The sequence below is a fragment of the Sphingomonas gei genome (genome assembly GCF_004792685.1).
Classification (GTDB): Bacteria; Pseudomonadota; Alphaproteobacteria; order Sphingomonadales; family Sphingomonadaceae; genus Sphingomonas; species Sphingomonas gei.
The window spans coordinates 1-12,093 of sequence record NZ_SRXT01000007.1 but is presented as its reverse complement, the minus strand read 5'-3'; the positions used below and the strand labels follow the sequence as shown (position 1 = coordinate 12,093).

Below are 12,093 nucleotides of genomic sequence, written 5' to 3'. Positions count from 1 at the left end.
CGCAATCTCCCCCCCCGGGGACCGAGCATAGCCTTTTGCGCAATCGGCGTCCAAATATTCCGGTTCTATTGATCGGAACTGGACTCAACTGTTTCTAGGTGGCCCGTGCATCGCGATCTTCCGAAACGAAAGCGAGACTTTACGCCGGATCTTTCAGAAGACGCCGTTCATTTCGCAGACACACCCCGCGCCGGCGCGATCTCGCCGGGCGCGAACCACAATTCGTAGCTGCCCGGCCGGATCCCGCGCGATTTGACATAGAGTCGGCTGACATCGATCGGCCTGAGCTGCGGGCTGGCGAGACTGGCATTGACCCAGCCCGAGACGCGCACCAGCCGCGCGCATGCCGGTGCCTTGGTGCAACGCAGCGTATTCTCGGGATCGCTGCGCGCGAGCTGGATCCCGGGCACGACCACGGGAATGCCGTCGATCTCGCGCCCGGCCCAGCCGCTGGCGAGCGCCTGTGCGGCGGGCCGCTGGCTCTCATCGGCGATGTGCACGAACAATCGCACCACCGGTGGCGGCGCGGCAGGCGCCGGCACGGCGTCGGCGGTCGCGCGCGCCGAGGGCGTGGCGGTGGGCGACGCCACCGGCGCCACGCCGGCCTTGACGGATGCGGCTTCGGCCACCTCGGCGTTGACGCTGTCCCCGAGCGCGCGGACGTCGCCGCTTGCCAGTTGCAGCAGCCGCGACAGGCGCTCCCATTGCTCGGCGGCGCGTTCGGGCGGATGCGCCTCGCGCGCCACCAGCCGCGCATTGGTCAGCGTCGCAGTCAGATCGGCGACCTTGACCGTCTGCTCGGCGGCGCGCTGCTCGGCGGCCCGGCGCAGGTCCTCGGCGGCCTGGCGCTGATAATTGAGATAGACCGCCAGGATCACGAACCCCGCGACGATCGCGACGAGCCCGAAGACGACATAGGGCCGCGAGCGCTGCGACGCGCGCTCGAGCCCGGCGATCAGGTCGTTCGCCTCGTCCTTATCCAGCACGGCCGGGCAACCCCGCGAGCCGGCGGACGATGTCCTCGACCAGATTGAATGCGCGATTGAGGAACAGCACGACGCGCCCCCCGGCGATCGACGTCAGCCCGCTCGCGCCGAAGATCAGCCCGAGCTGGGTCGGGTCGATCTTGCCCGAGCTGAACATCAGCACGCCGGCATAGATCAGCAATGCGAAGGACGCGAAAGCGCAGGCGAGATAGACCATCCGCTCGGCCTGGAACATGCGCATCAGCCGATCGAGCGCATCCAGCGTCTGCGTCAGAGTCTGACGTTCGTCATCGGTCATGCGCCCTCGCCCCTGCCGCGCGCAGGGTCGTTGCCACTGCACCTCGGCCAGAAATCGCAATGGCAGCACGCGCCCAGAAGCTGCCGGAAGATGAAGGCTATCGCGAAACCGGCGGGCGCGCAATCGTGCCTGAAATCAGCCGCCGACGACCTTCTTAACCTTGGCGAAGAACCCGCTCGATTGCGGGCATTCGTCCCCGGTTTCGGTCGCGCGGAATGCCTCGAGCAATTCGCGCTGCTTGGCGCTCAGCTTGCTGGGCATCTCGACCTCGAGCCGCACCACCAGGTCGCCGCGCCCGCGCCCCTGGAGCACCGGCATGCCCGCGCCGCGATGCCGCACTTCGCGGCCCGGCTGGGTGCCCGGCGCGATCTTGACGCTGATCATCTCGCCGTCGAGGCCGGGCAATTCGATCTCGCCGCCCAGAGCCGCCGTCGTGAAGCTGATCGGCGTGTTCGCGAACAGCGTCGTTCCCTGTCGCTCGAACAGCGCATGCTTGGCGACGTGGAGGAAGATGTAGAGGTCGCCCGAAGGCGCGCCGCGCGCACCCGCCTCGCCTTCGCCGCTCAGCCGGATCCGCGTGCCTTCGTCGACACCCGGCGGCACGTTGATCTTGAGCGTCTTGGTCTTGTCGGTGCGGCCCTCGCCGCGGCAGTCGCGGCAGGGGTCGGCGATCACTTCGCCGGCGCCGTGGCAGACCGGGCAGGTCCGCTCGACCATGAAGAAGCCCTGCTGCGCGCGGACCTTGCCATGGCCATTGCACTGCTTGCACTGATGCGCGTGCGTCCCCGGCTTGGCGCCGGTGCCCGCGCAGCTGTCGCAGATTCCCGAGACGTCGACGGTGATCTCGCTCGCTTTGCCGTGCCAGGCATCCTCGAGGCTGATCTCCATGTCGTAGCGCAGATCGGCGCCGCGCAGGTTCGGCCGTCCGCCGCGCCCGCCCATGAACTCGCCGAACACGCTTTCGAAGATGTCGCTGAACGCGCCGAAATCCTGCGCGCCATGCCCCTGGCCACCGCCGCCGCCCATGCCGTTCTTGAAAGCGGCATGGCCGAAACGATCATAGGCCGCGCGCTTCTGCGGATCCTTCAGGCACTCATAGGCCTCGCTGACTGCCTTGAACTTGGCCTCGTGATCCTTGCACCCGCCATTCTTGTCGGGGTGGTATTTCATCGCGAGCTTGCGATACGACGATTTGAGCGTCGCATCGTCGGCGGTGCGCTCGCATTCGAGCAGTTCGTAATAATCGACTTCGGTGGTCATTTACTCGGCCCCCGCCCCCGGTCCGTCACCCCGACGAAAGCCGGGGCCTCAGGCCGCATGCTTTGCGGCCTGAGATGCCGGCCTTCGCCGGCATGACGGAGTGGGCTCATTCTATTTACGCCTTGTTGTCGTCCACCTCGGAGAACTCGGCATCGACGACTTCCTCGCCGCCCGCCTCGTTCGCCGCGGCTGCTCCGTCCGCGTTCGGCGACGCATTCTCGGCAGCCTGCTTCTCGTAGATCGCCTGGCCGAGCTTCATCGCCACCTGCGCGAGTTCCTGGCTCTTGGCCTGCATCGCGTCGGCGTCGTTGCTCTCGACCGCCGCCTTGGCCGCGTCGACCGCCGCCTGGATCTCGGCCTTGAGGCTCTCGTCGACCTTGTCGCCATTCTCCGCGAGCTGGCGCTCGGTGGTGTGGATCAGGCTCTCGGCATTGTTCTTGGCTTCCGCCGCGGCACGCCGCTTCTTGTCGTCCTCGGCAAAGCTCTCGGCGTCGCGGACCATCTGGTCGATGTCTGCATCGCTGAGCCCGCCCGAAGCCTGGATGCGGATCTGCTGCTCCTTGCCGGTGCCCTTGTCCTTGGCACTGACATTGACCAGCCCGTTGGCGTCGATGTCGAAAGTGACTTCGATCTGCGGCACGCCGCGCGGCGCCGGCGGAATGCCGATCAGGTCGAACTGGCCGAGCATCTTGTTGTCCGCCGCCATTTCGCGCTCGCCCTGGAAGACGCGGATGGTCACTGCCTGCTGATTGTCATCGGCAGTCGAATAGACCTGGCTCTTCTTGGTCGGGATCGTGGTGTTGCGGTCGATCATTCGAGTGAACACGCCACCCAGCGTCTCGATGCCCAGCGACAGCGGAGTCACGTCGAGCAGCAGCACGTCCTTGACGTCGCCCTGCAGCACGCCCGCCTGGATCGCCGCGCCGATCGCCACGACTTCGTCGGGGTTGACGCCGGTGTGCGGCTCCTTGCCGAAGAACTGCTTCACGACTTCGCGCACCTTGGGCATGCGAGTCATGCCGCCGACCATCACGACTTCGTCGATCTGGCTCGCCTTGAGCCCCGCATCGGCAAGTGCCTTGCGGCACGGCTCGAGCGTGCGCTGGATCAGATCGTCGACGAGACGCTCCAGATCGGCGCGGCTGATCGCCTTGACCAGATGCTTCGGCCCGTTGGCGTCGGCGGTGATGAAGGGCAGGTTGACTTCGGTGGTCTGCGCCGAGCTCAGCTCGATCTTGGCCTTCTCGGCGGCCTCCTTGAGCCGCTGCAGCGCGAGCTTGTCCTTGGTGAGGTCGATGCCCTCGGCCTTGCGGAACTCGTCCGCCAGGAACTGGACGATCTTCGAATCGAAGTCCTCGCCGCCCAGGAAGGTGTCGCCGTTGGTCGCCTTCACTTCGAACACGCCGTCGCCGATTTCGAGCACCGAGATGTCGAACGTGCCGCCGCCAAGGTCATAGACCGCGATCGTCTTGCCGTCGTTCTTCTCGAGCCCATAGGCCAGAGCAGCCGCCGTCGGCTCGTTGATGATGCGCAGCACTTCGAGGCCGGCGATCTTGCCGGCGTCCTTGGTCGCCTGGCGCTGGGCGTCGTTGAAGTAAGCGGGGACGGTGATCACTGCCTGGGTGACGGTCTCGCCGAGATAGCTCTCCGCGGTTTCCTTCATCTTCTGCAGCGTGAACGCCGAGATCTGCGAAGGCGAATAATCCTCGCCGCCCGCCTTGACCCACGCGTCGCCGTTCGGGCCGCGCGAGATCGTGTAAGGCACCAGTTCGGTGTCCTTCTTGGTGATCGGATCGTCGAAACGGCGGCCGATCAGGCGCTTGACTGCGAAGATGGTGTTGTCGCCGTTGGTCACTGCCTGGCGCTTGGCCGGCTGGCCGACCAGCCGCTCGCCGTCCTTGGCGAAGGCGACGATCGAAGGCGTCGTGCGCGCGCCTTCGGCATTCTCGATAACCTTGGGCTTGCCGCCTTCCATCACTGCGACGCAGCTGTTGGTCGTGCCCAGATCAATCCCGATAACTTTAGCCATGGTCCCTCGTGGCCCCCAGATGTTCGTTGTTCAAAGTCAAAAACTTGCCCGCCCCGCGCCCCGATCAGGCGACGCCGGAGAAGCAGTTGCGAAAGCGATATAGGTGCGCTTCCGCTTGCCGCAAGACGGACGGAATTCTAGGAACCTTCCCGAATTGGGAGAGCGGGATGCGTGGATTTTCGGGGATCGTTGCGGCGGCGCTGCTGCTGGCAGGCTGCGGCCAGCCCGCCGCACTGAGTGCAGGCAAGGCGTGGGTGCGTCTCCCCGCGGTCGCCGGCCGGCCCGGCGCGGCATATTTCACGATCCAGGGCGGCGCGCAGGCGGATACCCTGCTCGCGGTATCGACGCCCGCCGCCTTGCGCGCCGAACTCCACGAGACGATGGACCAGGGCGGAGTCAAATCGATGCGGCCGACCCGCGACGTGCCGGTGCCCGCCAAGGACGCGCTCGACTTCACTCCCGGCGGCCGCCACGTCATGCTGTTCGATCTCGGCCCGAACGTGAAGCCCGGCACCCGCGTGCCGCTCGCTTTGGCCTTCGCCAGCGGCAAGAAGCTCGAGGTGCAGGCGCAGGTGGTCGGCGCAGGCGATCCGCCACCGACTCTCTAAAAATTCTCCCTCGCGAAGCGGGGGAGGTGGCAGCGAAGCTGACGGAGGGGGCGCCTCCGCAGGCGACACGCTCGTGGAGAGGCCCCTTCCGTCGCCTTCGGCGCCACCTCTCCCCGGTTTCCGGGGGAGGATTTAGGCTCTTCCCCGCCCTCCCCGTTCCGCTATCCTCCCCCGCCAAGGGAGGCCCATCATGCCGCAAGCGATCGACTGTTTCCGTTCCTCCACACTCGGCTGGCTGCGCGGCACGCTCGCCGGCTGGGGGACGATTCTTCTGTTGCTCGCCGGCCTGGTCGGCTCGATCTGGGCGCTCGCCCAGCGCCCGGTCGACGGCTGGGCCTGGCTGTTCCCGGTCGCATTCGTCGCCGGCGTCGCGATCCTGCTCGCCAAATGGGTCGCCAATCTCGCCACCACCTACGAAGTCACCGAGGACCGGCTGATCCTCCACCGCGGCATCGTGCGGAAATCGATCGACGAGATCGAACTCTATCGGATCAAGGACGTCCGCATCGATTTCACCATCGTCAACCAGCTCGCCGATCTCGGCACGATCAGCATCACCTCGTCCGACGAGACCACCCGCGACGCCCCGCTGGTGATCCGCGACGTCGACCATGCCCGCGCCCGCCGCGAGACGCTCCGCACCTTGGTCGACACCGCCCGGCGCAGCCGCGGCGTCCGCGAGATCGACATGGTGCACGAGGATCTCGGCGAGCCACTCGCGTAAACAACGAAGACTGCGCCAAAACCCCGTTCGTGCTGAGCCTGTCGAAGCACGGCTATCCCAAGGGCACCGGGCGCGGCACGGTGCCCTTCGACGGGCTCAGGGCGAACGAAGCGCTCGGCGGGCCGCCACCGCGACTGGCCGCGACGATGCGCCCGCGCTCTCCAGCCCCGAATTATGACAGTGATTGTGACAGTTACGCCGGGCGCGCGGTTGCCCCGCCTGCCGCCCCGCGTTTCATCTTACATGCATATTCGACGCAAATGACTTGATGATTGCGCGGCCCGCGCTGTATGTGACGAGCCGATGACTATTCCTCCGCCGGACGGGTCGCGGGATCGCCGGATCGAGGATCCGACCAACCTCTGGATCATTCACCCGGCAGGGCGGCGCTTGCTTCCCTGGTTCATAGCGCGTGGCATTTCGGCCAACGCGGTCTCGGTGCTCGGGCTGGCGCTCGGCACGCTCGCTGCCCTTGCCTATGCCAATTGGCATAGCTGGCCCTTCGTTTTCCTCGGCCTCGCCCTCTCGACCGGATGGCTGATTGCCGACGGACTCGACGGGATGATCGCGCGCGCCACCGGCACCGCCAGCGCGCTCGGCCGCGCGCTCGACGGGATTTGCGACCATGGCGTGTTCGCGCTTCTCTATATCGGGCTCGCCGTCTCGGTCGGCACGGTCGAGGGCTGGATCCTCGCCTGGGCCGCCGGAATCCTCCACGCCGTCCAGTCGAGCCTCTACGAAGGCGAGCGCGCCCGCTTCCACCGCCGCTGCAAGGGCGTAGCTGCGACTCAGCCAGAGCCCAGCGCCAATCCCTTGGTCCGCCTCTACGATTCGGTCGCCGGCAGCGTCGACCGCATTGCCTTCCGCTTCGACGAGGCACTGCGCCGCGCCCCCGATCCGGCTGCGTTCGGCCGCGCTTATGGCGAGTCCGCCGCCGCGCCGCTCGGGCTGATGCGGCTGCTGACCGCCAATGCCCGCGTGCTCGCGATCTTCCTCGCCTGCCTCGCCGCCGATCCGCGCCTGTTCTTCTGGTTCGAGCTGCTCCCGCTCACCGCAGTGCTGATCGCCGGCCTCGTCTGGCATCGCTCCGTCGAAACCCGCCTCCTGCGCAGTGCAGGACCGGCATCCCAATCATCGTCACAATCCCCATTCAGAGGACCTGAACTGCAATGAAGAGCATCAACATCGCGATCGTAGGCGTGGGCAACTGCGCCAGCTCCCTCGTCCAGGGGCTCTCGCATTACCGCGACGGCGCGAATGACACGGTCGGCCTGATGCACTGGGACCTGGGCGGCTACCGCCCCAGCGACATCCATGTCGTCGCGGCATGGGACGTCGACGCGCGCAAGGTCGGCAAGGACGTCGCCGAGGCGATCTTCGCCAAGCCCAATTGCACCGCGGTGTTCTGCGAGAGCATCGAGACCACCGGCACCACCGTCCAGATGGGCCGCATCCTCGACGGCGTCGCCGAGCACATGGCCGACTATAACGACGATCGCACCTTCATCGTCGCCAAGGACCGCGAGACCACCAAGGAAGAAGTCATCGCGGTGCTCCGCGCGACCAAGACCGACGTGCTGATGAACTACCTCCCCGTCGGCAGCCAGGAAGCATCCGAATTCTACGCCGAATGCGCGCTCGAAGCCGGCGTCGCCTTCGTAAACAACATCCCCGTCTTCATCGCCAGCAACCCCGAATGGGCCGATCGCTTCACCGCGGCGGGCGTCCCGATCATCGGCGACGACATCAAGGCCCAGCTCGGCGCGACGATCGTCCACCGCGTGCTGACCGACCTGTTCGCCAAGCGCGGCGTCAAGCTCGAGCGCACCTACCAGCTCAACACCGGCGGCAACACCGACTTCCTCAACATGTCGAACCACCGCCGCCTGGCCTCGAAGAAGATCTCGAAGACCGAGGCGGTCCAGTCGGTCGCGGCCGAGCGGCTCGAGGACGAGAACGTCCATATCGGCCCGTCGGACTATGTGCCGTGGCAGAACGACAACAAGGTCTGCTTCCTGCGCATGGAAGGCTCGATGTTCGGCAACGTGCCGATGAACCTCGAGCTGCGCCTCTCGGTCGAGGATTCGCCCAACAGCGCCGGCGTCGCGATCGACATGATCCGCTGCGCCAAGCTCGCCAAGGATCGCGGCCTCGGCGGCCCGATCGACGCCGCCTCGGCCTATTTCTGCAAGCATCCGCGCACCCAGATGACCGACGATCTCGCCCAGACCGCGGTCGAGGCATTCATCGCCGCTGCCTGAGTCCATGATCACCACCGCTATCCTGCTCGCCGCGGGCGAAGGCAGCCGCCTTCGTTCCGCGGCGCCGTCCAAGCCGCTCTGCCCGGTCGGCGGACGCCCGCTGATCGATCACGCGATCCACGGGTTCGCCGCGGCCGGGCTGGCGCGGGTGGTGGTGGTGCTCGGCTACGAGGCCGAGCAGATCGAGGCATATCTCGCCGCGGGCCGCTGGCCGCTGGCGGTCGAGACCGTCCGCACGCGGGACTATCGCCAGCCCAACGGCGTCTCGGTGCTCGCAGCGGAACCGGCGCTCGCCGGCGAGCAGGCCGTGCTGGCGATGTGCGACCATCTCGTCGATCCCGCGCTCTATGCGCGCGTCGCCCGGGCCGGCGCGGGCCGCGGCGCGCGCCTCGCGATCGACCGCAACATCACCAGCGACCTGGTCGACCTCGACGACGTCACTTGCGTGCGCACCGAAGGCGAGGCGATCGTCGCGATCGGCAAGCACCTCCCCGACTATGACTGTTTCGACACCGGCGTCTTCGCGATCGGCCCCGGCCTGTTCGCCGCGCTGAACAGCCTCGAATCGCCTTCGCTCACCGAAGGCATGCGCGTCCTCGCCGTCTCGGGCACCGCGCTCACGATAGACTGCAGCGACCTCGACTGGATCGACGTCGACGATCCCGCCGCGCTCGACAAGGCCGAACACTGGCTCCGCGCCGCCTGAGCGGCCAAGCGCAGCCGGCCCGCAGACCGTCTTTAGCCCACGCCTGGCCCAACGGTCCTATAATGGAGGATCGAGGCAAAGCGGAATGCTCGGATGACGATCGCGAACATGGTGCGCGCGGGGAGTGCGGCTCTCCTGGCGTTGGTTATGGTCGGCGGCGTCGTCGCCGCCACGCGAGTCGACGCGATCCGCATGGGCGGCGCGATGCAGCTCAAGTCGCGCCAGACCGCCGATCTGATCGCCGATGTTCTTCCGCCCCCCGAATATGTCATCGAATCCTATCTCGAGGCCACGCTGCTGCTTCAGCAGCCCCGGCGGCTGGACGAGGCGCGCAAGCGCCTGCGCAAACTGCATGAAGAGTATGACGTACGCCACGTCTACTGGAGCGAGTCGAATCTGGACCCCGCCCTGAAACAGGGGGTGACCGGCGCCACCCACGGCCCCGCCGCTGCCTTCTGGCACGAGATCGAGGACCGGTATCTTCCCGCGATCGCACGCGGCGACCGAACCGCCGCGGCCCAAAGCTATGCCGCACTCTCGCAGCGCTACGCCGAGCATCGTGCCCAGATCGACAAGCTCGTCGCGGATGCGACTGCCTATCAGTCCGCCGTCGAGCGCGACGCGAGCAGCCTGCTGGCCGCGACGATCGTCATTCTCGGCGTTCTCGCCCTGGTCCTCCTGGGACTGATCGGCGCGTGCGCGGTCGTCCTGCTGCGCAGGGTCGTGCGGCCGCTCGTCGAAGTTTCGCTGGTAACCGCGCGCCTGGCGAAAGGCGAGCCCGCGATCGTTCCGCATCGCGGGCGCGGCGACGAACTCGGCGAGATCGCCCAGGCAGTCGAGCAATTCCGCGTGGCCGCGGTGGAGCGTGCGGCGGCCGACGCCCGCCTCGCCGCCGAGCAACAGGCCGTCACCGCGACTCTCAGCGAGAGCCTCGCGGCGCTCAGCGACGGCAACCTGACGGCGGAGATCCGCGCGGACTTCCCGCCGGCCTATGCAGCGCTGAAAGCCAATTTCAACGAGGCTTTGACCAACCTGCGGTCGCTGCTCGGCACGGTGATCCAGAGCGCCGCAGCGATCCGCAACGGCTCGAGCGAGATCGCCCGCGCGTCCGAAGACCTCGCCCGCCGCACGGAGGGCAACGCCGCGAACCTCGAGGAGACCTCGGCCGCAGTCACGCAGATGGACGGCCAGCTCAAGGCAACGGCCGACGCTGCCGGTCGCACCGTCGATCGCGCCGGTGGCGCAATCGATGCCGTCTCGGATGGCCGCGCCATCACCGATGACGCGGTACAGGCGATGAACCGCGTCAGCGACAGCACCAGGGGGATCGACAGCGTCATCGAGGGGCTCGACAAGATCGCCTTCCAGACGCGCGTTCTCGCAATGAATGCCGCGGTCGAGGCGGGCCGTGCGGGCGAAGCCGGGCGCGGATTCGCAGTGGTCGCCGATCTCGTCTCGGCACTGGCGATGCGCGCCGAGGAAGAAGCGGGCCGCGCGCGCGACCAGTTGACCGCAACCCAGACCGAGGTCGTTGCCGCGGTGGAAATGGTGCGGAAGGTCGATTCCGCACTCGCCGGCATCTCAGCCAGCGTGTGCGAAGTGCACGAATGGCTCGGCCGAATCGCCACCGACAATCAGGCACAATCGACTGCGATCACCCAGATCAGCGCAACGATCGGCACGATGGATCAGGCGACCCAGCAAAACGCCGCCATGGTCGAGCAGACCTCGGCCGCCGCGCGCAACCTCAGCGCCGAAGTGACCGCGCTCTCCGCCCAGGCGGGCAAGTTCGTCGTCGGCGACGACGCATTGTTCGCGCCGGCTCCTGTCAGGCCGAGCAGGTCATATGGATCGCCCGTCGATACGCCGACGATGGCGATCCGGCCGAACGGTGGCATGGTGCTAGACAAGTCGGCATTGCACTAGAGATGATTCCACTCACGTTGAAGCAGGTCAGTTCCCCTGCGAACGCAGGGGCCCAGGAGCCGAGAACACCCCGCTTGTGACCCTGGACCCCTGTTTTCACAGGGGAACAAATCAGCCCAAATGAAACAGACCCTGGGGTTCGATCGGACTCCCGACAAACCCCGGTGACAAATAGTCGTGAAGTCGTCATGCTGCCGGAATGACTAGCCGCCCGCTAACCGAAGGCGAAACCCGCCTCTGCGCATCGGTCTTCGGAAATGCCGTGGACTATTCGCTCGCCAAAGTCGCGAACAGCAAGTGGATATTCTTCCAGCCGTCGAACACGACGATGGCGCCGCGCGGGACGATCCATTTTCATCCCAAGAGCGGGATCTACCATGAGGATTTCAGCCAGTCGCCGCTCGGCGTCCAGGCGCTGTTCCTCCACGAGATGACGCATATCTGGCAGCATCAGAAGGGCATTTTCCTGCCGCTCAAGCGCCACCCCTTCTGCCGCTACGATTACGCGCTCAAGCCCGGCCAGCCGTTTGAGAAATACGGGCTCGAGCAACAGGCCGAGATCGTCCGCCACGCCTTCCTGCTGCGCCACCGCTGCGTCATCGCGGCGGCGCCGTCGCTCGCGCAATACGAGACGTTGCTGCCGTTCAAGGCTTGCTGACTCCCCTCCCTGCAAGGGAGGGGCTGGGGGTGGGTGCGAGCCGAAGGCGAGCCCATCGAGCTGCTCGAAAAAGAAAAGACCGGGCAGCGAGCCCGACATTTTCTTACCCACCCCCAACCCCTCCCTAAGAGGGAGGGGCATTCCCCAAAGCCGCTCGTCGGGATCAGAACCACCCGTCGAGCCGCCCGGACCCTGATCCAGCTCCCTGAATCCGTTCCCCGGCGAAGGCCGGGCCCCAGACTCGGCGAACTGACGCACGGAGACCGTGCTCTCAAGCCTCATCGCGACTGGACCCCGGCCTTCGCCGGGGAACAGGTCGTTTCGAACTGATCGCCCCCTAAAGCCGCTTGTCGGGGTCGGGCACGCGGCGTTCGCGCACGCCGCCATCGGACGATCGCGCCGGCGGCGAGGAGCGCGGCGGCGGAGACGCGCGCGGTTCAGCAGAAGGCGACGACGAAGCCCGCGGCGGGGTGGACACCGACGGCGCGCTGCGCTCGGGACGCGTCCATACTCCCTCCGGCCGGCCGCCGCGCGGTCGTGTCGCCGGCGGCGTGCCCGTGCCGTCCGGTCGCGGGCGGAACCAGCCCTGGCGCGGCCCGTCCGGCCGTGGCGTGCGGACCCCGTCGGGCCGATCCGC

11 protein-coding genes are annotated in these 12,093 nt (G+C 67.0%); 7 read left to right on the top strand and 4 right to left on the bottom strand.

Going from position 1 to position 12,093, the window contains the following annotated elements; all coding sequences use genetic code 11:
* Window positions 1-167: 167 nt before the first annotated feature.
* The 4 genes from E5A73_RS16945 to dnaK form a co-directional block, all read right to left on the bottom strand.
* On the bottom strand, window positions 168-986 hold the full coding sequence (locus E5A73_RS16945) for a hypothetical protein (protein WP_135965042.1): 819 nt from the start codon (window positions 984-986) through the stop codon (window positions 168-170).
* A complete protein-coding gene (locus E5A73_RS16940) occupies window positions 976-1,284 on the bottom strand; it encodes a hypothetical protein (RefSeq protein ID WP_135965041.1) in 309 nt (102 codons plus the stop codon). Before E5A73_RS16940 ends, E5A73_RS16945 begins: the two co-directional genes overlap by 11 nt.
* Before the next feature lie 135 nt (window positions 1,285-1,419).
* Window positions 1,420-2,544 (bottom strand): molecular chaperone DnaJ, encoded by a 1,125-nt coding sequence (gene dnaJ, locus E5A73_RS16935; RefSeq protein WP_135965040.1) that lies wholly within the window; start codon window positions 2,542-2,544, stop codon window positions 1,420-1,422.
* 115 nt (window positions 2,545-2,659) lie between these two features.
* Window positions 2,660-4,573, bottom strand: coding sequence for a molecular chaperone DnaK (gene dnaK, locus E5A73_RS16930; RefSeq protein ID WP_135965039.1), 1,914 nt, complete (start codon window positions 4,571-4,573; stop codon window positions 2,660-2,662).
* Between the two features lie 167 nt (window positions 4,574-4,740).
* Here dnaK and E5A73_RS16925 point away from each other — a divergent pair, with 167 nt between their 5' ends.
* The 7 genes from E5A73_RS16925 to E5A73_RS16895 all read left to right on the top strand — a co-directional run bounded on the left by E5A73_RS16925 (window position 4,741) and on the right by E5A73_RS16895 (window position 11,456).
* Window positions 4,741-5,181, top strand: coding sequence for a copper chaperone PCu(A)C (locus E5A73_RS16925; protein ID WP_135965038.1), 441 nt, complete (start codon window positions 4,741-4,743; stop codon window positions 5,179-5,181).
* Window positions 5,182-5,371: 190 nt separating this feature from the next.
* A complete protein-coding gene (locus E5A73_RS16920) occupies window positions 5,372-5,905 on the top strand; it encodes a PH domain-containing protein (protein WP_135965037.1) in 534 nt (177 codons plus the stop codon).
* Window positions 5,906-6,208: 303 nt separating this feature from the next.
* Window positions 6,209-7,078: a CDP-alcohol phosphatidyltransferase family protein gene (locus E5A73_RS16915; RefSeq protein ID WP_135965036.1), complete on the top strand. Its 870-nt coding sequence runs from the start codon at window positions 6,209-6,211 to the stop codon at window positions 7,076-7,078.
* Complete coding sequence (locus tag E5A73_RS16910; protein WP_135965035.1) at window positions 7,075-8,166, top strand: inositol-3-phosphate synthase; 1,092 nt, start codon at window positions 7,075-7,077, stop codon at window positions 8,164-8,166. Before E5A73_RS16915 ends, E5A73_RS16910 begins: the two co-directional genes overlap by 4 nt.
* Window positions 8,167-8,170: 4 nt before the next feature.
* Entirely contained in the window at window positions 8,171-8,872 is a 702-nt protein-coding gene (locus E5A73_RS16905) for a phosphocholine cytidylyltransferase family protein (RefSeq protein WP_135965034.1), read from the top strand.
* Between the two features lie 93 nt (window positions 8,873-8,965).
* On the top strand, window positions 8,966-10,798 hold the full coding sequence (locus E5A73_RS16900; protein WP_240700234.1) for a methyl-accepting chemotaxis protein: 1,833 nt from the start codon (window positions 8,966-8,968) through the stop codon (window positions 10,796-10,798).
* A gap of 199 nt (window positions 10,799-10,997) precedes the next feature.
* Window positions 10,998-11,456 (top strand): vgr related protein, encoded by a 459-nt coding sequence (locus E5A73_RS16895; protein WP_135965033.1) that lies wholly within the window; start codon window positions 10,998-11,000, stop codon window positions 11,454-11,456.
* The last annotated feature ends 637 nt before the right edge of the window (window positions 11,457-12,093 follow it).